At 67.3% G+C, this 21532-nt stretch carries 21 protein-coding genes; 9 read left to right on the top strand and 12 right to left on the bottom strand.

Translation table 11 applies throughout. The features are described from left to right. Positions 1-38 precede the first annotated feature (38 nt). Positions 39-1217, bottom strand: coding sequence for a CynX/NimT family MFS transporter (locus DXK93_RS04050; RefSeq protein WP_054456435.1), 1179 nt, complete (start codon positions 1215-1217; stop codon positions 39-41). Between the two features lie 107 nt (positions 1218-1324). Here DXK93_RS04050 and DXK93_RS04045 point away from each other — a divergent pair, with 107 nt between their 5' ends. Continuing rightward, positions 1325-2263: a LysR family transcriptional regulator gene (locus DXK93_RS04045; RefSeq protein ID WP_119449407.1), complete on the top strand. Its 939-nt coding sequence runs from the start codon at positions 1325-1327 to the stop codon at positions 2261-2263. Here the strand turns inward: DXK93_RS04045 and DXK93_RS04040 are convergent. Continuing rightward, positions 2230-3021, bottom strand: coding sequence for a DUF169 domain-containing protein (locus tag DXK93_RS04040; protein ID WP_054456433.1), 792 nt, complete (start codon positions 3019-3021; stop codon positions 2230-2232). The two genes, DXK93_RS04045 and DXK93_RS04040, sit on opposite strands and share 34 nt — an antisense overlap. A gap of 176 nt (positions 3022-3197) precedes the next feature. Here DXK93_RS04040 and DXK93_RS04035 point away from each other — a divergent pair, with 176 nt between their 5' ends. After that, positions 3198-3947, top strand: coding sequence for an SDR family oxidoreductase (locus DXK93_RS04035; RefSeq protein WP_054456432.1), 750 nt, complete (start codon positions 3198-3200; stop codon positions 3945-3947). 47 nt (positions 3948-3994) lie between these two features. Here DXK93_RS04035 and DXK93_RS04030 read toward each other — a convergent pair whose 3' ends face one another. Further along, positions 3995-4774 carry a HEAT repeat domain-containing protein gene (locus DXK93_RS04030; RefSeq protein WP_119449406.1) on the bottom strand — a complete coding sequence of 260 codons (780 nt, stop codon included), beginning with the start codon at positions 4772-4774 and terminating at the stop codon, positions 3995-3997. Then, the gene (locus tag DXK93_RS04025) at positions 4771-5301 is read right to left on the bottom strand and encodes a MarR family winged helix-turn-helix transcriptional regulator (RefSeq protein WP_225588743.1); all 531 of its coding nucleotides are present in this window, start codon (positions 5299-5301) and stop codon (positions 4771-4773) included. Before DXK93_RS04025 ends, DXK93_RS04030 begins: the two co-directional genes overlap by 4 nt. 125 nt (positions 5302-5426) lie before the next feature. Here DXK93_RS04025 and DXK93_RS04020 point away from each other — a divergent pair, with 125 nt between their 5' ends. Further along, entirely contained in the window at positions 5427-5942 is a 516-nt protein-coding gene (locus DXK93_RS04020; protein WP_119449405.1) for a GNAT family N-acetyltransferase, read from the top strand. 35 nt (positions 5943-5977) lie between these two features. Next, positions 5978-6436, top strand: coding sequence for a VOC family protein (locus DXK93_RS04015; RefSeq protein ID WP_054456499.1), 459 nt, complete (start codon positions 5978-5980; stop codon positions 6434-6436). A 43-nt stretch (positions 6437-6479) separates the two neighbouring features. Here the strand turns inward: DXK93_RS04015 and DXK93_RS04010 are convergent, their stop codons facing one another. The 4 genes from DXK93_RS04010 to tetR all read right to left on the bottom strand — a co-directional run bounded on the left by DXK93_RS04010 (position 6480) and on the right by tetR (position 11121). Next, positions 6480-8444: a TRAP transporter large permease subunit gene (locus DXK93_RS04010; RefSeq protein ID WP_054456428.1), complete on the bottom strand. Its 1965-nt coding sequence runs from the start codon at positions 8442-8444 to the stop codon at positions 6480-6482. Next, a complete protein-coding gene (locus tag DXK93_RS04005; protein ID WP_054456427.1) occupies positions 8441-9064 on the bottom strand; it encodes a TRAP transporter small permease subunit in 624 nt (207 codons plus the stop codon). The genes DXK93_RS04010 and DXK93_RS04005 overlap by 4 nt, the downstream gene beginning before the upstream one ends. An 80-nt stretch (positions 9065-9144) precedes the next feature. Continuing rightward, positions 9145-10269: a TRAP transporter substrate-binding protein gene (locus DXK93_RS04000; protein ID WP_054456426.1), complete on the bottom strand. Its 1125-nt coding sequence runs from the start codon at positions 10267-10269 to the stop codon at positions 9145-9147. A 198-nt stretch (positions 10270-10467) separates the two neighbouring features. Continuing rightward, on the bottom strand, positions 10468-11121 hold the full coding sequence (gene tetR / locus DXK93_RS03995; RefSeq protein WP_119449404.1) for a tetracycline resistance transcriptional repressor TetR: 654 nt from the start codon (positions 11119-11121) through the stop codon (positions 10468-10470). Between the two features lie 119 nt (positions 11122-11240). Between tetR and tet the strand changes: the two genes are divergently transcribed. Then, on the top strand, positions 11241-12425 hold the full coding sequence (gene tet, locus DXK93_RS03990; RefSeq protein ID WP_119449403.1) for a Tet(A)/Tet(B)/Tet(C) family tetracycline efflux MFS transporter: 1185 nt from the start codon (positions 11241-11243) through the stop codon (positions 12423-12425). 53 nt (positions 12426-12478) lie between these two features. Next, entirely contained in the window at positions 12479-13216 is a 738-nt protein-coding gene (locus DXK93_RS03985) for a hypothetical protein (RefSeq protein WP_054456423.1), read from the top strand. Here DXK93_RS03985 and DXK93_RS03980 read toward each other — a convergent pair. From DXK93_RS03980 to DXK93_RS03965, 4 genes are all read right to left on the bottom strand, one after another. After that, positions 13203-13868, bottom strand: coding sequence for a glutaminyl-peptide cyclotransferase (locus DXK93_RS03980; RefSeq protein ID WP_054456422.1), 666 nt, complete (start codon positions 13866-13868; stop codon positions 13203-13205). The genes DXK93_RS03985 and DXK93_RS03980 overlap by 14 nt on opposite strands. 34 nt (positions 13869-13902) lie before the next feature. Beyond that, positions 13903-15132 carry a helix-turn-helix domain-containing protein gene (locus tag DXK93_RS03975; protein ID WP_119449402.1) on the bottom strand — a complete coding sequence of 410 codons (1230 nt, stop codon included), beginning with the start codon at positions 15130-15132 and terminating at the stop codon, positions 13903-13905. 124 nt (positions 15133-15256) lie between these two features. Beyond that, positions 15257-16645: an ATP-binding protein gene (locus DXK93_RS03970; RefSeq protein WP_119449401.1), complete on the bottom strand. Its 1389-nt coding sequence runs from the start codon at positions 16643-16645 to the stop codon at positions 15257-15259. Then, on the bottom strand, positions 16642-17304 hold the full coding sequence (locus DXK93_RS03965; RefSeq protein ID WP_119449400.1) for a response regulator transcription factor: 663 nt from the start codon (positions 17302-17304) through the stop codon (positions 16642-16644). The genes DXK93_RS03970 and DXK93_RS03965 overlap by 4 nt, the downstream gene beginning before the upstream one ends. Before the next feature lie 405 nt (positions 17305-17709). On the opposite strand from DXK93_RS03965, the gene hutH reads away from it, so the two are divergent. Genes hutH through DXK93_RS03950 form a run of 3 tightly spaced genes read left to right on the top strand, consistent with a single transcriptional unit; the run spans position 17710 to position 21524 of the window. Beyond that, complete coding sequence (gene hutH, locus DXK93_RS03960; protein WP_054456418.1) at positions 17710-19479, top strand: histidine ammonia-lyase; 1770 nt, start codon at positions 17710-17712, stop codon at positions 19477-19479. Between the two features lie 42 nt (positions 19480-19521). Further along, complete coding sequence (locus DXK93_RS03955; protein ID WP_119449434.1) at positions 19522-20505, top strand: tripartite tricarboxylate transporter substrate binding protein; 984 nt, start codon at positions 19522-19524, stop codon at positions 20503-20505. A 14-nt stretch (positions 20506-20519) separates the two neighbouring features. Beyond that, positions 20520-21524: an ornithine cyclodeaminase family protein gene (locus DXK93_RS03950; RefSeq protein WP_054456417.1), complete on the top strand. Its 1005-nt coding sequence runs from the start codon at positions 20520-20522 to the stop codon at positions 21522-21524. The last annotated feature ends 8 nt before the right edge of the window (positions 21525-21532 follow it).

Raw genomic sequence — 21532 nt, 5'->3', positions numbered from 1 at the left:
ATGCCTGGCTCGTGACACCACCGCGCGATCCGGGCGCTCTATAACCCCGGACCTTTGAGGCGCCGCAAGCGCCACGCCAGAAACACCCCGCCCAGCCCGGCGGCCGCGACGATCAGCGATGCCACCGACCAGCCGTAGCGGTCGATCGCGCCGCCCACCGCCACCGGGCCGATCACCTGGCCCAGGCCGCTCCCCTGCATCACCAGCCCCACCGAAGCCGGTGTCAACGCCGGCCGCGGCGCCAGCAGCGGCGCCGTGCCCAGCAGCGTGGCCGGTATCAGTCCGCCCACCGCCGAGAACAGCACACACAGCAGGAAGGTGGGCATGGCCGGCAGCACCGAGCGAAAGATCAACAGCGCCACCGCGCCCATGATCAGGCTGGCGCAGGCGATCAGGGTGGAACGCCCCCAGCCGCGCGCCAGCAACACGCCCGCGCCCAGGTTGCCGACCACGTTGGCGGCGCTGGCGATGGCGCTGTACAGGCCGGCGGTCGCCAGCGGCAGGCCCAGTTGCTCGGTCAGCAGCACGGGCAGGAAGGTGAACAACGCGAAGAACATCAGACTGTAGAGCGTGAACGACAGCGCCAGCAGGCGCGGACCGGGCGCGCCCATGGTATCGACCGTGTCCTGCCGCAAGCCCCGCCACGACAGGCTGGCCCCGCCCGGGTTGGCCGGCGCCAGCGCCGCCACGCATACCATGGCCACCAGCACCGCTGCGCCGGCGCACCACCAATAGGCCTGCCAGCCGCTGAAGGCCTGCGAGGCCAGCATCGCAATCGCCATGCCCGCCGGCATGTAGCAACTCCACAGCGCGAAGGCGAAGTCGCGGGTGGATGCCGACACCATGCGTTGCAGGGCCGCGGGTCCAGCCACGGTAATCATCAGAAAGCCCAGCCCCTCCACCACCCGCGAGACCAGCAGGACGCTGTAGGCGGACGCCATCGCGCCCATCACGGAGCCCACCGCCGTCGCCGCCAGGCCCGCCAGCAGCATGCGCCGCGCGCCATAGCGGTTGATGACGCCGCCCGCGGCAATGCCGCCGACCAGGCCCAGGATCGAAAACACCGCGGCCAGCGCGCCGATGGAGGCCAGATCCAGCCCCATGTCCTTGCGCAGCAAGGGCGCTGCAATGATGACCTTGCCCACTTGCAGCGCCGCAACCACCCCTGCCCCCACGATGGCCAACACCGCCGACCAGCGCGTTCCTTCCTTGCCCATCCTTGTCTCCCTTGTTTTACGACCCAGCCAGGATGCCAGCGCAAACCGATCCCGGTAAGTGATAATCTTTTGATGGAATTGATCGATTGGATAGATCAGCCGGCAGAATGATAGACGCCCTGACCCTGGACCAGTTGCGCGTATTCGCCGCCGTGGCCGACGCCGGCAGTTTCCGCGCGGCCGCGCGCCGCCTGTCGCGCGTGCAATCGGCCGTCAGCCACGCCATTGCCAACATGGAAGCGCAGCTGGGCGTGACCCTGTTCGACCGCAGCGGCCACCGGCCCGTGATGACGCCGCAAGGCGCGGCCCTGCTGGCCAACGCCCGCGACATCCTGCTCCGCGTGGACGCCATGCGCGCCCGCGCCCAGGGCCTGGGCGAAGGCGTCGAGCTGGAACTGTCGCTGGCGGTGGACACGCTGTTTCCGATCGCCGACGTAGGCGCCGCCCTGAACGCGCTGCGCGCCGTCTATCCGTCCGTCGCCGTGCGCGTATCCGTGCTGCCCCTGGGCGGCCCGGTGGAAGCCCTGCTGACGCGCAGCCATACGCTGGCCATCGTCGCCGGCGACCATTTCCGCAATCCGCGGATCGTGATGCAGGCGCTGTCGTCCGTGCAGATGGTGGCGGTGGTGGGCGCGGGCCACGCCTTGGCGCAGCGCGTCGCAGCCGACATGCCACTGGGTCCGGCCGAACTCGCCGACCACGTGCAGATCGTGCAGACGGATCCCTCCACGCTGACCCAGGGCCGGGACTTCGCAGTGCTGTCGCCGCAGACCTGCCGCGTCAGCGGCCAGGACACCAAGCACGCCCTGATCCTGGCGGGCGTGGGCTGGGGCCGGCTGCCCTACTGGCAGGTGGAGCGCGACCTGGCCGAAGGCCGCCTGCTGCGCCTGCCGACCGACAGCCTGGGGCGCGGCAGCCAGGTGGTCAGCGAAACCTATCTGGCGCACCGCATCGACCAGCCGCTGGGACCGGCCGCCCGCGTGCTGGCGGGCGCCTTGCGCGCAGCCGTCCATCAGGGCTTGGACGACGCTGGCGCACGCGCATAGCTCACGCCCATGCCGGCGCGCACGTCGTTCTGGATGCCGTAGGGCGGAATCGGGTAGCGCAGGCCGTTGGCCGACAGCGCCTTCATGCCCTCGATTGCGATGGGCAGGTAGCGCGGCGGCAAGGCCATCAGCATTTCCTCGTCGGGCACGCCGCCGTAGCGGCGCTCGGCGTAACAGGGCAAGGACAGGCTGGGCTCGCCGGTGGCGAGCGCGCGGCCCCAGGAGTCGGCACAGGCCGTTTCGCCCACCACGCTCCAGTCAAAGCGCCGGTAGTTCTTCCATTGCAAGCCATTGATGAGGATGATCATCTGGCCCGGTGTGGCGTAGATCAGGCAGACGTCCGGCGGGTCCAGCCGGCCCGAGGCCAGCGGCGACACCACCAGCCCGCGGTACTTGCCCGCCGGCACACAGGACAGCGCCTCCTGGCGCGCCTGGGCATCTTCCTGGGTGGCGTGCCAGACGCCCACGTAATCCTCGCCGCGCTTCCAGGCCTCATCCTGCGGCCCCAGGCCGACCACGGCGCGGCATTGCGCGCCGACCAGGTCGTCGCCCGTGATTCCTACCGTCCAACCGAGCCGGGCGGCCATGCCCACGATCTGGTCGGTGGTGTGCGTGGCCTGCGGACGCCGCAGGCCCTTGACCGCGGCCATGTCGTCTTCGCGCTCGTAGAGCTTCATGCCGATGACCGTGGTCTTCAGGCGCAGCAATTTGTTCAGATCATCGACCAGCGATGCCCAGTTCAGTGTCGTCTCTTCCATGCCCGTCCCTTGGACTGTTTTGTGCGCGGACTTCGCCGCATTGCCGCAGATTGATCGCGGTCAGCAATGACTATAACGAATCGCCCGCCGGGGCCCTGATTGATCTATCGTGGATAGCGGCAAACCCGCCCGCCGCAAACGCGCAGGACCCCCCCCCGGCTTCCAAGGAGCCCACCATGAACCGTTTCGAACAGAAGACCGTCCTGATCACCGGCGGCACCAGCGGCATCGGCCTGGCCGCCGCCCAGGCTTTCGCCGCCGAGGGCGCCCGCGTCGTCGTCACCGGGCGCGACGCCGCGGTGCTCAAGCAGGTGCGCGCCAGCCTGGGTTCGCATGCGCTGGCGCTGCGCAACGACGCCGGCGCCCCCGGCGCCCCCGCTGCGCTGGCGGCCGAACTGCGCCAGGCCGGTATCCGTCTGGACGCCGTCTTCATCAACGCCGGCGTGGCCCGCTTTGCGCCGCTGGCCGAAGCCACCGAGGCCCTCTGGGACCAGACCTTCTCGACCAACGTCAAAGGCGCCTTTTTCCAGTTGCAGGCGCTGGACCCGCTGCTCAACCCGGGCGCGTCCATCGTGCTAAATGGTTCGATCAACGCCCGCATCGGCATGCCTGCCTCATCGATCTACGCGGCCAGCAAGGCCGCGCTGATTTCGCTGGCCAAGACCTTGTCGGCCGAGCTGCTGCCGCGCGGCATACGCGTCAACGTCATCAGTCCCGGGCCGGTCGCCACGCCGATCTATGACAAGCTGGGCCTGGATGCCGCGGCGCTGGAAAAGACCGCCGCCAGCATCCGCGCCCAGGTGCCGCTGGGGCGTTTCGGCACGCCGCAGGAAATCGCCTCCACGGTGCTGCACCTGGCCTCGCCCGAATCCGCCTTCATCGTGGGCACGGAAATCATCGCGGATGGGGGCATGAGCCAGTTGTAATCGCTGGCCGGCCGGATGGGCGCAAGCGTATCTGCCCAAACCCGCGGCTAGGCGCCGATGGAACGCAGCGCGCGCTGGCAGATGCGTTGCGTCGCCGCGGCCGGCTTGCCCCGCGACCAGCGCGCGCAGACTTCGCGCACCCAGTCCGGCTGGTCCTTGCTGGCGTCGTTCAGCCAGTTCGCCACCGAGTCCTGCACGTAGATGGCCGGATCGGCCCGCAGCGGTTCCAGCAGCGGCAACGCGCGGCCGGGATCAGCCTTCAAGGCCGCAATGTGCGCGCACCATACCCCGCGTGGGCGCAGCGACTCGCTGGCAAAACGACGTACGCGTTCGGACGCGTCCGCGGTCCAGGGCCGCAGCAGTTCCACTGCGGCGTCCAGTTCCGTCGCCAATTGTGGACGCACCGCCAGCCAGGCCCATTCCCGCACGCCGAAATGCCCGTCATCGGCCAGCGGCCGGATCAGCGCCACCCGCTGCTGCAAGCTCAGGTCCGGCATTGCACCGACCATGAAGCAGGCCCAGCCCCGGACGGTATCCGAGCGGTGATCACGCAGTTGCTTGAAGGCGTCCGCGCCCAGGCCGTCCAGCAGCGTCCGCGCCGCCACGGCCATGCGCTTGGAGATGCCCGTCGCAGCCTGCGCGCGCAGAACTGCGATGGCTTCGGCGCCGACCTGGGGCGCGGCTGCCTGCATCAATTCGGCAAAGTCCACGGCCAGGCATTCGGTCAGATTGCGTGCCGGCTCGCCCGCGTTCAGCTGCGCCAGGCGTTCCGCGCCGATGTCCTTCACGCCCCTGCCCGTCGGCGCGGCGGCAGCTTTCTTGTTCATTGCGTGCTCTCCTGTCCCGCGGTCCGGCCCGCGTCGGTTCCCTGCCAGATCTTGCCCAGCAGCGTGCGCAGGCGCGCCCGGTCCGCCGGGCCCAAGCCCGCAAACAGGGAATCTATCCAGTCCGTATGCGTCTTGAACAGCTGCGCGGCCTCGGCCCGCCCCTTGGCGCTCAGCTTCACGATGATCTTGCGCCGGTCTTCCTTGCCCGCGCGGCGCGAGACGAAACCATCGCGCTCCAGGCCGTCCAGCAAGCCCGTGACCGTGGCCCGCGTGACGCCCGCGCCATCGGCCAGCTCGTGCGGCGACATGCCGTCGGCCTGCTCATGCAGCAGGAACAGCAGCACGAACTTTCCCTCCGACAACTTGCGCGGCGCCAGCCGGGCAGCGCAATCGCGGTCGATGGCGCTGGCCAGCGACAGCAGCTGAAAGCAAAGGGCTATGCCGTCGGCCGACGGCAGGCCGCGCTTGGCGGCGACGTCGAGCAGCGCGCGGTGTTTGGGTTCAAGCATGTGTTGTGGGTCTTGCATGAGTAATCCAGCCCAGTGATTCTCGATGCCGAAATAATAAGGCGCCTAACCATATTTCCGCAAGACGGGCTGGTGGCTGTGAACGGCTATCATCCTGGCTACCCAAGCAGCCAGTGAATGAATCCATGCCCTTGCCTCCCCGCGTGACCCTGCGCCGCATGCAGGAAGATGACATCCCCATGCTGCTGGCCATGGAATCCGACCCCGAGGTCATGCGCTACAGCACCGGCATCAAACCGGCAGACGAGGCACGGCGGCAGGAGCTGCTGGCATGGCTGCGGGAACCGCCGACCCAACTGGGCCACTGGGCGATCACAGTAGGCGGCGTCGCAATGGGCTGGGTAAGCCTGGTCCCATTGGCTGGCACGGACAGCATCCAGCTTGCCTATCGGCTGCAGCGCGCGGCTTGGGGAAAGGGATATGCAAGCCAGGCCGCGCAGCAATTGTGCGAGTATGCCTGGCGCGAAACGGGAGTTTCCGAACTCGTCGCGGTTGTCTGGCCCGACAACCAAGCCTCCGTACGCGTCCTGGAAAAACTCGGGTTTACGTTCCGGGCGCGCGAACGCCACTACGACCGCGAGACCATCGTCTATACACTGCCGCGTCCTGCCGCTGGATCCTACCGGTTCCCGCGGCATTGATCCCCGCCCTCCTGCGCATCCTGCAAATCTCCGCCATGAACTACCCCGTCCTTCCCGCCGCCGAATTCTCCGCCGCCCGCGTCGTGCCCGAACTGCTGGTGTCCGACATCCGCAAGAGCCTGCATTTCTGGTGCGGGCTTTGCGGGTTCTCGATAGCCTACGACCGCCCGGAAGACCGTTTCGCCTATCTGGACAAGCACGGATCCCAGGTCATGCTGGAGGAATACGGCCACGGCAGGAACTGGATCACCGGCCCGCTGGAAGCGCCCTTGGGGCGCGGGATCAATCTGCAGATCGAGGTGCCCGCGATCACGCCTATCGTCGATGCCCTGCGCGGCGCCGGCTGGCCGCTGTATATGGAGCCCGAGGAAAAGTGGTATCGCGCCGGGACCACGGAGGTGGGCGTGCAGCAGTTCCTGGTACAGGATCCGGACGGCTATCTCATTCGCTATTCGGCGGGCCTGGGCCGGCGCGACATTCAGGCAGAGGCCTGAGGCAAGGCGGAACGGGAGGCGGCGCGACCGCCGCCCCCGCCTCTTACCGGTACAGTACCGTCGGCAGCCACATGCCAATGCCCGGGAACACGTACAGCAGGAAGATCGCCACCACCTGGATGCCCATGAACGGCATCATGCCCAGGAAGATCTGGTTCAGCGTCACGTGCGGCGGCGACACGCCCTTCAGGTAGAACGCCGACATGGCGACTGGCGGCGACAGGAAAGCCGTCTGCAGGTTCAGCGCGACCAGCAGGCCGAAGAACAGCGGGTCGATGCCGAAGGTGTTGAGCAGCGGCACGAAGATGGGCATGAAGATCACGATGATCTCGGTCCATTCCAGCGGCCAGCCGAGCAGGAAGATGATGACCTGCGCCAGCAGCAGGAACTGCAACTGCGACAGCCCCAGCGACAGCACCCATTCCTCGATGATGCGCTGTCCTCCCAGCAGCGCGAACGCCGCCGAGAAGATCGATGAACCGACGAACAGCCAGCACACCATGGCGCTGGTCTTGGCGGTCAGGAACACGGATTCGCGCAGCACCGGCAGGTTCAGCCGCCGGTATGCCAGGGCCAGCAGCGCGCCGCCCATGGCGCCCATGGCGGCGGCCTCGCTGGGCGTGGCCAGGCCGAAGGCGATGGAGCCCAGCACCGCCGCGATCATCACGGCCAGCGGGAAGAACGAGGCCATGAGCATCTTGAAGATTTCCATGCGCGCCCAGGTCAGCATCGCATAGAACGCCACCAGGATGGCCGCGCATATGGCCGCGAAGATCCAGAAACCCTGGGGCGCGGCGATACTCTCGCCGGCGGATGCCGGCGCCTGCGCGGCGGCGGTGGTCTCGGGCGCGGCCGCTGGCGTGGCGGCTGGCGTGCCAGGCGGCTCGGCCAGGCCTCCGGCCGCGGGCGGATCATTCGCAGGCGGTTCGGCCAACTCGTTCGAAGGCGGCTCCGCCAGCCCATCGTCTGCCGGCGGCTCGCTCAGGCCCGAATCGAATCCCCCCGACCCCAGCTGCAACTCGGCGGGGATCTCGTACACGACCGCCGGCCGCGTCGTCGCCTGGTAGACCACGCCCACCAGCAGCACCGTGACCGCCAGCGGCGCAATCGCCAGCGCCATGTTGCGCATCAGGAAGCCGAACGGCACGTCCTTGTTGCGGCGACCCTTGAACAGGGCCGCCAGCATGCCGGACACGGCGCGCGTGTAGCCGCCGGACGCCAGCGCGGCGGATTCCGGGGACAGCGGCACGCCGCGCTCTTCCTTGGGCAGGGGCGGCGCCATGTCGGGGCGCAGCTTGGCCACGATGATCACATAGACCATGTACAGCACGGCCAGCATGATGCCCGGGAACAGCGCGCCGGCATACAGCTGCACCACCGATACGCCGGTGGTCGCGCCATAGACGATCAGCATCACGGAAGGCGGCAGCAGGATGCCCAGGCAGCCGCCAGCGGTAATCGAACCCGCAGTCAGGCGCACGCTGTAGCCGGCCTTCAGCATGGCGGGCATGGCCAGCAGGCCCATCAACGTGACCACGGCGCCCACGATGCCGGTGGCGGTGGCGAAGATCGCGCAGGTCGCCAGCGTGGCCACCGCCAGCGCGCCCGGCAAACGCGCCAGCGCCAGGTGCATGGAGCGGAACAGTTTTTCGATCAGGTTGGCGCGTTCGACCAGATAGCCCATGAACACGAACAGCGGGATCGAAATCAACGAGTCGTTGGTCATCGTGGCGTAGGTCCGCTGCACCATCAGGTCCAGCGTCTGCCCGACCGAGCGGCCCGCGTCGGAACTCTGCATGTAGTACGCCAGGAAGGTGAACAACACTCCCATGCCCATCAGCGTGAAGGCCGTCGGAAAGCCCAGCATGATGGCCACCACGATGAGCGCCAGCATCAAGAGGCCGATATGCCCCGTGGTCAGATGGTCCCAGGGCGTCAGGAACGCGATCATCAGCAGCACCAGGCCGATGCACGACAGGCCGAACCACAGCGCCTTGTGGATCTTCATGAGCGCGGCTCCCCGGTGGTGACGTAGCGGTCCAGCTTGGCGATGTCCTCGTCCTTTACATGCACCATCTTCTTGAGCTTGTCGACGTCCACTTCCTCAACGTCCTCCTCGCGCGAGGGCCAGGCGCCGCGCTTCAGGCACAGCACGCAGCGCAGCACTTCCGCCACGCCCTGCACCAGCAGCACCGCGCCGGCTATCGGGATGAAGGCCTTGAAGGGATAGATGGGCGGCCCGTTGGCCATGAGCGACGAATGCTCGCGGATGGCGATGGAGTAGCCGGCGTAATACCAGCCCGCCCACACCAGCGCGATCACGCCGGGGAAGAAGAACACGATGTACAGGATCAGGTCCAGCGCCGCCTGCACGCGCGGCGGCAGGAAGCCGTACAGGATGTCTCCGCGCACGTGTCCGTTCTTGGCCAGGGTATAGGCCCCCGCCATCATGAACAGGATGCCGTAATACATCATCTGCATGTCGAACGCCCAGGCGCTGGGCTGGTTCCACAGGTAGCGCGCGGCCACCTCCCAGCAGACGTGCAAGGTCAGGACTACGATCAACCAGGCAAAGGTTTGCCCGACAAAAGTGGAGATGCGGTCTATGAAACGTATGATTCGGATCATCTCGCTTCCAGGTCAAGACGCATGGCGTCCCGCCGCGCACCGGTGAATGGCGCGCGGCGCGGGATACAGGTACCGGCCCTTCAAGCCTGTTTGGTGGAGCGCGAGAAGTAGTGGTTGTAGGCCATGCGGAAGTTGACCGAGGTGTCCCCGTGCCAGCGCCCCACCCGCTCGGCGAAGGTCCGTTGCGATTCCAGCACCTTCTTGAACAAGGGGTTTTCGGCCGAGCGCTTGGCGATCATCTCGTCCCAGATCTTCAGCTGCTGCTGCAGGATGGCGTCTGGCGTCTTGTAGAACTTGACGTTGTGGTCCTTCTGCAGCTTGACGTAGTCCTGCGAATAGCGGTTCGCCGCCTTCCAGGACATGTCCGCGCTGGAGGCCTGCGCGGCATAGCTGAGGATGTGCTTCAGGTGTTCCGGCAGCGCGTCGTACTTGGCCTTGTTGAAGAGGATTTCGAACTGCTCCGCGCTTTGGTGGAAGCTCTGCAGCATGCAGATCTTGGAGACGTCCTGGAAGCCCAGGGCCAGGTCCGAGGAAGCGTTGTTGAATTCCGCCCCGTCCAGCAGCCCGCGGTCCAGCGCCGGCACGATTTCCCCGCCGGGCAACGCGTTCACGGCCGCGCCCATGGCGGTATACATGTCGATAGCCAGGCCGACGGTGCGGAACTTGAGGCCCTTGACCTCTTCCATCTTGGTGATCGGACGTTTGAACCATCCGAACGGCTGGGTCGGCATCGGCCCGTACATCAGCGACACCACGTTCACGCCCATGGCCTTCTGGATTTCGACCAGCAGCTCCTTGCCGCCGCCGTATTCGTGCCAGGCCAGCAACATGTTGGCGTCCATGCCGAAGGACGGCCCCGATCCCCACAGCGCCACCGCCGTGTTCTTGCCGTACCAGTAGGCGACCACCCCATGCCCGCCGTCCAGCGTGCCCGCGGACACCGCGTCCAGCAGGTCGAAGGCCTTGACCACGGCGCCAGCCGGCAGGATCTCGATCTTCAACTGGCCGCCGGCCATGTCATTGACCTTCTGCGCATAGTCGCGCGCGAACTCGTGGAAGATGTCGTTGGCGGGCCAGGTGCTCTGAAAGCGCAGGGAAACCGGGGCATTCTGTGCCCGGGCCACTGCCGGAAATCCGAGCGCGGCGGCCCCGGCGACAGCGGCGCCGGAGATGAACTTGCGGCGGGGCTTGGTAACGTGTTGCATGGCGTGTTGTCTCCTGAATTAGGACTACATGGACCAGCTTGTAGTTACTACTCCTGCGTGGGCGCGGGATGGTGAAGCCTGCTGCGGAATCCCGCCGGCGCGATTGCGGACGATGCGCAAAGCGTGAGCCTGATTAAACCTTTCTGACTAATCGCTGACAATCAGCTTCTCGTCAGGAATTACCCTAGAAACCAAGTACTAGTGCTTACGCACGATCTTCCCGGGCAACGCGGAGTGCCCACGCCGCTGCTCCAGTCCATCGAGTATGGCCGCGAGTCCAAACTCGAATGCCGCATCGGGTCCGGCGGCGTCGAGGGCCTGCAAAGCCGCGGTTAGCAATGGCGTCGCCAAGGACGGGGTCTGCTTCGCGCCGGCCTGCCGCTCCTGCTCATCGGCCGCGGCGGCCTGCTGTTCCAGCACGGCGCCGACCGTGAAGTAGCTGACAGTCGTCAACGCGTAGGCGGCATCGGCGGGCGCGAAGCCGTCCTTGCACAGGAACGCCAACTGCGCCTCCACGGCTTCGAATTGCGGCTCGCTCGGCCGGGTGCCGGCGTGTATGCGTGCGCCGTCACGATAGGCCAGCAATGCGCGCCGGAAACTGCGCGCATTGCCGTTGAGGAATGAACGCCAGGTGTCGCCGGGCCTGGGCATCGAATACGCGTGGCTCTCCGACAGCATCGCCTCGCCCAGGCGGTCCAGCAGTGCGCGCTTGTTCTTGAAATGCCAGTACAGCGCGGGTTGCTGGACCCCCAGGCGTTCGGCCAGCTTGCGCGTCGTCAGCCCATCGGCGCCGACCTCGTTCAGCAGGTCCAGGCCGGCCCGGATCACGACATCCACTTGCAATTTGGTCACGGCGATTCCTCGTTCATCTTGAAATTTTATCGATGATAAATTATCGTAGCGAAAAATTTATCAATGATAAATAACAGATCAAACAACATGCAGTCCATCCACCCGCCACGAGGCCGCGCATGAGAGCCGGCCACGCCTTGGTCATCCTCAGTACCGTCGCCCTGGACGCCGCAGGCATAGGCCTGGTCATGCCCGTCCTGCCCGGCCTGTTGCGCGGCCTGATGCAATCGGAGGACATAGCGGGCCATTACGGCGCCCTGCTGGCAGCCTATGCCCTGATGCAGTTCTTGTGCGCTCCGGCGCTGGGCGCGCTGTCCGACCGCTACGGCCGGCGGCCCATCCTGCTGCTCTCGCTGGCGGGCGCCGCCATCGACTACCTGATCATGGCGACAGCGCCAACGCTGCCGGTCCTGTACGCGGGACGGCTCGTCGCCGGCATCACCGGCGCCACGGGCGCCGTGGCGGGCGCCTGCATCGCCGATCTTGCGCAGGGCCACGAGCGCGCGCGCTACTTCGGCCTGATGAGCGCCTGCTTCGGCGTCGGCATGATTGCGGGGCCCGTCATCGGCGGCCTGCTGGGCGGCGTCTCGCCGCACACGCCGTTCCTGGCAGCCGCAATCCTGAACGGCGTCAATTTCCTGATGGGTTGTTTCCTGTTGCCCGAATCGCATGCGGGCGAACGGCGGCCGCTATCGCTAAAGGCGCTCATGCCCGCCTCTTCGTTCCTGTGGACGCGCGGCAGAACCGTAGTCATCGCACTGATGGCCGTCTTCTTCCTCATGCAGTTCGTGGGACAGGTGCCTGCCACCTTGTGGGTCATTTACGGCGAAGACCGCTACCAGTGGGATGCCGCCACGGTCGGCGTCTCGCTCGCCGCATTCGGCGCGCTGCACGCGCTGATACAGGGACTGGCCACCGGGCCCGTCACAGCGCGGCTGGGCGAAAAACGTACGCTGTTGCTGGGCATGGGCGCCGATGCCCTGGGCTACGTCCTGTTGGCGTTTGCGTCGCGGGGATGGATGGCGTTCCCCATCATGCTCCTGCTGGCTTCGGGCGGCATCGGCATGCCCGCATTGCAAGCCATGTTGTCCGCGCAGGTGGAGCAAGAACGCCAAGGCCAGTTGCAGGGCGCGCTGGCCGCGCTGTCCAGCCTGAGCGCGATAGTCGGGCCGTTGGCCATCACGGCGCTCTATGCCGCGACGCTGAACGCGTGGAAAGGATGGGCATGGATTGCGGGCGCCGGGCTGTATTTTGCCTGCCTGCCGGTCTTGCGCCGCGGAACCTCGCAAGGCAAGGTCTGGTAGGACTGCACTGGTCCCGCGCTACTATCGGGGAACCACAATCGGCAAGGAAAGGAATGAACCAGAAGCAGCGCGCCGTCAACCGCCGCCGGATTCCACGCAAGGCCTGGGCCTTGGGCCTGATCATCGCGGGCGCCGCGGGTTTTTATGCATGGTGGCAATCACCCCTTGGTCCGGGCCTGACCGAAGGCAAGATGCGCAAGATCCTGGTCGAGGCCACGGCGCAACCGGAATATGCGCCGGTCGGCGCCTGCGTCAACGTCGTGGGCGTGCGGCCCTTGCCCACTGATGTCTACACCGCTTTCCTGGAAAGCCAGGACAGGATCGTGCAGGGGTTGATCAAGCATCAGCTGGTCACGGTCAAGCGCGTCAGCGCCAACGGCGACGGCGGGCCACCGCAAGCGGACGAGGATCCCGAGGACGCGAGCAGCCGCATGGAGCTGACGGATAAAGGCCGGCCCTACTACACGGATGGCGAGGCCCGCCTCAACTCCAAGCTGGTCTATACCGCGAAGTTCTGCGCCCCCGGCCTGCAGATCGGCAAGATCCTCACCCATACCAAGCCGCTCAAGAATCCATTCGACGACAACCCCAACCTGGTCTCGGCGGTGAAGTTCGAATGGCGGCTGGACCGCAGCACCGCGGACTGGGCGGCGGATCCCGCCTTCCGTCCGTACCTGTCCGGCTTTGCGCCGGAAGACCAGCCGGACGAATGGCAAACCGAGTACATCATGCTGGAACGGAAAGACGGCGTGTGGGAACTGGGAGACAGGCCCTACATCATCCGTTGGTGACCGCCGTATCGTCGGTCTTGGCTGAGGGGCGGCGCACCGCCCTCAGCTTGCCGCTGTCGCCACCGCCGCAGAAAAAGCAGCCGGCGCCATCCGATTCCAGCCCCGACACGCCAATGCCGGCCGGCATCTCCACGCTTTGCAGCACTTCGCCGGTCTTTTCGTCCAGCTGCCGCAGATCGCTGGCGCCATCTTCCCAGGTGCCGTGCCATAGCTGGCCGTCCACCCAGGTCACGCCGGTGACGTAGCGGTTGGATTCGATGGTGCGCAGCACGCGGCCGTCATCGGGATCCACCTGATAGATCTTGCGCTGGCGGTACTCGGCCACCCAAAGGCTGCCCTCGGCCCAGGCCATGCCCGAGGCGCCACCGCCGCCGGGCGCGGGGATGCGGCTCAGCACCCGGCCGCTCTGCGGTTCCAGCTTGACGATGGTGCCGTCGGAGATCTGGTAGAGATACTTGCCGTCAAAGGCCGTGCCCGCGTCGGCAACAATGTCGATCGAGGCTTGGGTGCTGCCGCTGTCGGGATCCATGGCAATCAGCTTTTCGCCGGCGGCAAACCAGACCTGCCGGCCGTCATAAGTCACGCCATGCACGGCCTGCACGCCGGGAAATGGGCCGTACTCGCGAATGATCTGGGCTTGCGTTCGTTTCATGTCGGTTCCTTGAACTGGAGTTCGAGCCTTCATGCTAGTCGGCGGCCAGCGCGGCCGGGAGTAACAAGGTTGTCGTGAATCCCGGTACCTGCGGCGTCATCCAGCGGCGCGCCCGGCCCTGTCCGCAAGCCTGCACCTTGTCTGCCGCCGCCAGCGCGTCCAGCGTGCGCTGCACGGTGCGCTGGCTTGCGCCCAAGGCCAGGGCCAGGGCCGAGCTGGACCAGGCTTCGCCGTCGGCCAGACAGGCCAGCACCGCTCCCTGATCCCTGTCGCCCTCACCGCTTGGCCGGGCCAGCAACGCAACCGGCCTGTCGGCTTCGGGCCTCAGAACGAAACCGCCGCGCGCGGCGCTGATGCCGGCCACGCCGTCCAAGGCCGCGCGCAGGCGTCCTATCTCCACCCGCAAGCGCGCGCGGTGCGTTTCATCGAAATAGGCCGTGCGGAAGGCCTGCTCAATAAGCGTTTCCCTGGGCGCGGGCTGCGGCCAGGCTTCGGCCAGGACGCGGGCCAGCGCGAACAGCACCGGCCGGCTCGCCAGCGGAATCTCGCGGCCTGCGCTGCGCACCGCGTGACGGCAACCGTCCACCACCAGCGTGTCGGATGCCAGCAGCGCTTCCACTTCATCCAGCAGAATGGGCCGCTGGACGCCCTGCCCGATCAGGCGCGCGGCCGGCGTATTCAGGACCAGGGTGGCGTGTTCCACCTCGGCGATCAGCGCGGGGATGCCGGCGACGCGGGCCGCAAGCTCGGCCTGGGTCAGCGCGGCGCGCGCGCGCTCGGTGCGCAGGCGCCGCAAGGCGATACCGGCTGCGATCAGTTCGTGGATGGCGCGGGAAGCCGGGGCCAGCGAGGCCGGGTCCAGCATGGCCAGGGCGTCCTCGGCCCGATCGAGCTGGCCAAGCAGCAGTTCACGCCGCGCCTGCAGATGCCTCGCATGCGCGGCGTTGGCCGGATCGCCATGGGCTTCCAGCGCGGCGCGCGCGGCCTCCAGGGCCTTTTCCGGCCAGGCCAGATCGCGCGATACCAGGGCGATCTCGGCCTCGGCTACGACGCATCTGGAGCGGGCCAGCACATTCTTGTGATCGAAGTTCCGGGCCGCGCTGCGCAGCAAGGCGCGGGCGCGGCGGAAATCGCCCAGTTGGGCCATGGCGATGCCGCGCAAGGCCAGCGCGGGCGCGTCATCGCGCAAGGCCACGAGGTTCAGGGCGCCCAGCGGATTGCCGGCGGCCAGTGCGCGCGCTGCCGAGGTGATCAGCAAATCCATGGAAATCCCGCCACTGACGCCGCTCCCTCAGTCCGATTGCCGGAAACTAATCTACCACTTGGCAAGGATTTGCTGCGCAGTCAGGCCGGCCGGCATTTCAATCCCCGCCCCCGGTCCGGCGGGTTCAAGCGCCCTGCGCGCCTGCTGCGGGAGTTCCCCCGGCTGCAGGCGGGAAAGTCACCGTCAGCGCCACGCCCGCGCCGCGCAGGCCCTCGCCCAGCGTGATCTCGGCTCCATGCTGTTGCGCGATCTGCGCCACCAGCGACAGGCCGATGCCGCTGCCCCCCGCGGCGCTGCCTGGGGCGCGATAGAAGCGGTCGAACACGCGCGAGCGTTCCTGCGGCGCGATGCCCGGTCCGTCGTCAGCCACGCGCAGGCAGGCTCCGCCGTCGGGCGACGGTCCGCAGGAAACCACGATCTGGCCGCCGCTCTGCGTATAGCGCACGGCATTGTCCAGCAGGTTGCGCACCAACACGCCCAGCGCGTCCAGCCGCCCCCTGACGACGCAGGCCTGCACATCCAGCTGGATGCGCAGCTGCTTGCGGGTGGCGTCGGATTCCCAATCGCGCACCAGCATGGCCACCAGCGCGTCCAGTTCGACCAGCTCCGGCTCGTCGGCGCTGGCGCTGAGCGCATCCATGCGGGCCTGGTCCAGCAATTGTTCGGACAGGCGCGAGGTGCGCTGGGCGACCAGCCGCAGTTTCTCGATGGCGGCCGGGGCGTCGCCGGAACCCGCGCTGCGGGCCACCAGTTCGGCATGCGCGCTCAGCGCGGCCAGCGGGGTGCGCAGCTCGTGCGCGGCATCTTCCAGAAAGCGGCGCTCGCGGTCCATGCCACCCTTGACCCGCAGCAATAGCTGGTTGATCGAGCGGATGAAGGGACGCAGTTCGCCCGGCATGCCGGCCATGGGCAGCGGCGCCAGATCGAACGGGCCGCGCCGCGCGATGGCCACGCCGGCGCGGTCCACCTTGCGGAAGGCGCGGCCGACCACCATCCAGCTCACCACGGCCAGCAGCACGAACAGGACAGACACGATAAGCAGTCCGCGCTTCAGGCTGTACAGCGACTGCGCGCGCAATTCGCTCTGCGGCCGCGCCACCTGCACCTGCACCCGCCCCTGCGCGTCGGAGATCGCGTACACGCGCCAGTCCACGCCGTCGGCGCGCACGTCGAAATAGCCGTCCTGGAAGCCGCCGCTCAAGGGTTGCGCGGGCGACTCGGGCGAGCGCAGCAGCAGCCGGCGATCGGCCAGCGACCACAGGTGGAAACGTACCTTGTCGCCGTCGACACGGCTGGATGCGGGCGGAGTGAAACGCTCGGACGGGGCCTCGTTGCCCAGCAGGCTGACCGGCAGCGACGCCAGCATCTGGCTGGCCGCGTCGTGCAGCCATTGATCGCGCGCGCCGGTCTGCGAGCGCGTGGCTTCGTACTGCTGGAAGGCGAACACCGCGATCCATGACAGGGTCATCGTCACCAGCAGCGTCAGCGTGAGCTGCTTGCGCAGCGTCTTCATTCGCCCGCCTCGATGCGGTAGCCCAGGCCGTGGACCGTGGCGATGAGCTTGTCGCCCAGCTTGCGGCGCAACTGATGGATGTAGACGGCCACCGTGTTGCTCTCGATGGCGCCGCTGTCGCCGTAGACGGCGGCCTCCAGTTGTTCGCGGCTGACGGTGTGGCCGATGCGCTCCATGAGGGCGAGCAGCGTTCGGTATTCATGCGCGCTGAGACTGACTTCCACGCCTGCGCGGGTCACCGCCCGCCTGGCCGGCTCCAGCACCACGTCGCGGCAGCGCAGCGCCGAAACCACGGCGTTGCTGCTGCGCCGGACCACGGCGCGCAGCCGCGCCAGCAGTTCGTCCAGTTGGAATGGCTTGACGATGTAGTCATCGGCGCCGGCATCCAGGCCTTGTATCCGCTCGCTCAGGCGGTCGCGGGCGGTCAGGATCAGCACGGGCGTGGCATCGTAGCGCGCCCGCAGATGCTTCAGGACCGCCAGCCCGCTGCCATCCGGCAGCCCCAGGTCCAGCAGCACGGCTTGAAAACCATGATCCACCAGGGCCAGCCGCGCCTGCGCAACGTCGCGCACCCATTGCACGTCGGCGCCGGACTGCGCCAGGCTGGTGTGCACGGCGTCGCCCAACATGGCGTCGTCTTCAACTAGCAGGACACGCAAGAAAACTCCAGAACCGTCACCCATGCCGCAGCATGCCGGCCTCGGTTTAAGAACTTATTAAGAAGCCATGCCCGCGGCTTGCGGCCAGCCCCTTGCGGAAAGCGCGGAGCGGACGATGGACCAGAGCGGCGGATTTTAGCAAGCGCCCCCCGTCGACGCTGGCGCAGTCTGGCTACGTCCCTCTTACTGGCTATACCGTCATTAGCATATGCTTGACTGTACTTGTATATACGAGTTAAATAAATCCCGCTGACACCGCATCCCCGGAACGCGCCAAGAGCGCCACCCGCCGCACCGCACCTGGGCGCCACCCTCTCGCCTTCAAGTACGCGCCATCCGTCGGCCCCGGATCCGCCCCTAACTCACGCTGCAGTCCCTCTACTTCCCTCCCTCCCAGGAGCAGTGATGCGTCATCTTCCGGCAGTTGAAGTTCGCGTTTTCAGAGGCTTTACACACAAATGCGCAGGTCCGCTGCTATTGGCACTGGCCACGGCCCTTGCTGCCGCGCCCGCGTGGTCAGCCACAACGGCCGCAGCCGCCGCGCCGGCCACTACCGCCGAAGCGCGCGCCGCGGCCCGCAAGGCGCCCCTGGCGCTGGACGGGCGCTCGCTTACCACCGCGGACGTGGTCGCCGTGGCGCGCGGCGGCCAGCCCGTGGCGCCCACCGAAACTGCGTGGCAGCGCGTGGCCCGCTCGCACGACCTGCTGCTGGAATACGGCCGCCTGGGGCAGCCCGTGTACGGCCTGAATCGTGGCGTGGGTCAGAACAAGGACCAGACCATCTTCTCCGGCGACACGCTGTCGGACGAGGCCCGCGCCTTGTCGGCGGCCTTCAACCATCGCATGCTGCTGTCGCACACCGTGGCCTATGGCGAGCCGGCGGCGACGGACACGGTACGCGCCGCCATGCTGATACGGTTGAATACCGCGCTGGCGGGCGGCACCGGCATGAGTCCGCCGCTGGTGCGCCAGTACGCCGACTTTCTCAACAAGGGCTTGACGCCGGTGGTCTTGGGCCAAGGCTCGGTCGGCCAGGCCGACATCACGATCCTGCCGCAGATCGGCCTGGCCATGATGGGTGAAGGCATGGTGGAAACCGGCGGCAAGCGCCTGCCGGCAGCCGAGGCCATGCGCCAGGCAGGCCTGGCGCCGATCCAGCCCTACGCCAAGGATTCGCTGTCCTTGTTGAGTTCCAACGCCTATGGCGCGGCCCTTGCCATCCTGGCCGCGCACGACGCCAGCCGGGTGCTGGACCGCGCCGATGAGGTGGCGGCCCTGTCGCTCGAAGGCCTGAACGGCAATATTGCACCCTTGCTGCCCGCCACCCAGGGCCAGCGTCCATATCCGGCGCAGCAGCAGGTGGCCCGGCGCATCCTGTCGCTGCTCGAAGGCAGCGCGCTGTGGCAGACGGATGAACAGCGGCCGTTGCAGGATCCCCTGAGCTTCCGCACCGTGAGCCAGGTCCATGGCGCGGCCCGCGAAACGCTGCGCCAGCTGGACGTGCAGCTGCTGGTGCAGATCAACAGTTCTGATGACAACCCGACCGTGGCGCTGGATGTCTCGCCGCCACCGGGCGCCACGCCGCAGGAAACCCGCTACTACGTGACGCAGGGCAAGCTGCGCGGCGCGGTGCTGCCCAGCGCCGGCTTCGATCCCACCGCCTGGGTGGTGCCGCTGCAGTCGGTGGGCGTGGCGCTGGCCCAGGTGGCCCAGTCTTCGGCGCAACGCGTGCTGCGCATGGGCGACCCGGCCTTCACCAAGCTGCCGCGCTTTCTGTCGCCCAATGACACGACGCTGGCCTACACCACGATACAGAAGCCCGTGTCGCTCCTGGCGACCGAAATCCGGACGCTGTCGCAGCCCGTCTCGTCCGATGCGCTGGCGGTCGCCGGCAACATCGAAGACGTGGCCACCAACGGCCCGCTGGCGGCGCAGCGCGTGGGCCAGCAGGCCGCGCGCCTGCGCACGCTGCTGGGCATAGAACTGATCCATGCGGCGCAGGCCGTGGATCTGCGCACGCGCGCGGAACCGCGGCGTCCGGTGGGCAAAGGGACCGGCGAGGTGCTGGCGGCCTTCCGGCAGGAAGTGCCGTTTCTTTCGCAGGACAGAAGGCTGGCCGACGACATCGCGCGCGCCGACCGGTTTCTGAACCAGGAGCGCGGCGCGGCGCAGTAAGCGCCACGCCGCGGCCTGAACCACACAACAAGGGGAATGACCATGAAAAAGTACCTTGCGCTGTGCCTGAGCAGCGCCCTGCTGGCCGCCGCGCTGCCACTGCCTGCGGCAGCCGCCGAAGGCAAGTATCCCGCCAGGCCCGTCACCATCGTCGTGCCGTTTGGCGCGGGCGGCATCGCCGATGCGCTGCCCCGCATCGTCGGCCAGGAACTCAACAGCAAATGGGGCGTGCCGGTCATCATCGAAAACAAGGTCGGCGCCTCCGGCAACATCGGCATGGACTTTGTCGCCCGCGCCAATCCGGACGGCTATACGTTGGCCCTGGCGCCGGCGGGCAACCTGACCGTGAACCCGCTGCTCTATACCAAGCTGCCGTTCAACACCGCAAAGGACTTCGCGCCGGTGACCATGCTGGCCACCTCGCCCAATGTGCTGGTGGTCAACGACAAGGTACCGGTCAAGAGCTTCACCGAACTGGTGGCCTATGCGCGCCAGCATCCGGACAAGCTCAACTATTCCTCGCCCGGCCCCGGTAGCGGGGCCCACCTGGCGGGCGAACTGCTGAACCAGTCGGCCGGCATCGTCACGCGCCACATCCCCTACAACGCCATGGCTGCCGCAGTCAACGACGTGGTGGCGGGCAACGTGGACATGATGTTCGCCGGCGTATCCACCGTGCTGCCGCATATCCAATCCGGCAAGCTGCGCGCGCTGGCGGTGGCCGGTCCGCAACGCCTGCCGCAACTGAAGGACGTGCCCACGGTGGCCGAGAGCGGCTATCCGGGCTTTGACGTGACGTCCTGGTACGGCATCGTCGCGCCGGCCAAGGTGCCGCCCGCGATCCTCGACCAGTTGCAGGCCGACATTGCCGCCGTGCTGCAAAAGGAGTCCGTGCGCCAGAAGTTCGCCGGCCTGGGCGTGGAGCCCGCCGGCTCGAACCGCGCGGATTTCACCCAGGCGATCCAGCAGGAAACCGCAAAGTGGGCGGCCATCGTCAAGCAGGCCGGCATCCAGCCCATCCAATAAACAGAGGAGACATCATGCAATCCATAGACATCACCTATTTGAACGGCCCTGACGTGCGCGCGCTGGCGCTGACCGATGCGGAAATCCTGGCCGCGGTGCAAAGCGCGCTGGACGCCCAGGGACGCGGCAAGACCGTCATCGAACCCCGCATGCACCTGGTGCCGGAGTCTTCCGCCAAAGGGCACTTCAATGTGCTGCGCGGCTACATCGAGCCGCTGCACGTCGCGGGCGTGAAGGTGGTCAGCGACTTCGTCGACAACTACAAAGTCGGCCTGCCTTCGGAGATGGCCCTGCTCAATCTGTTCGATCCGGTCAACGGCAAGCCGTTGGCCGTGGTCGACGCGACCGCCATCACCGACATGCGCACCGGCGCCGTCACCGCGCTGGGCGCCAAGTACCTGGCGCGCAAGAACAGCAAGGTGCTGGGGCATATCGGGTCGCGCGGCACTTCCTATTGGAACGTGCGGCTGCTCGACAGCCTTTACGACTTTGACGAAATCCGCGTGCACTCGCGCCGGCCGGAAAGCCAGCAGGCCTTTGGCGAGCGCCTGTCGCGCGACCTGGGCAAACCGGTGAAGGTCGTCAATGACTGGGAATCCTGCGTGCGCGGCGCCGACATCGTGGTCGAAGCCTCGCGCCTGCCTGAACCCACGCCGCTGCTCAAGACCGAATGGATCAAGCCCGGCGCCCTGGTCATGCCCTACGGCACCATGAGCGCGGTGGAACTGAGCCTGACCGACATCATGAGCAAGGTGGTGGTCGATGACTGGGGCCAATGCCGCAAGGGGCTGCCCTATGGCGCGCTGCGCGCCCACGTCGACAGCGACCGCATCACGGAAGAAAACCTGCACGCCGAACTGGGCCAGATCGTGGCGGGCCTGAAGCCGGGTCGCGAGCGCGATGACGAAACCATCCTGTTCTGGCACCGCGGCCTGTCCACCACCGACATCGCGCTGGGCCACGCCATGCTGGAAAAGGCCCGCAATATGGGCCTGGGCCAGACCTTGAAATTTGCATAGGCGCAGCG

It is taken from the genome of Achromobacter sp. K91 (assembly GCF_003576205.1).
Lineage (GTDB): Bacteria > Pseudomonadota > Gammaproteobacteria > Burkholderiales > Burkholderiaceae_B > Achromobacter > Achromobacter aegrifaciens.
This window is presented reverse-complemented; position numbering and strand designations above follow the sequence as displayed.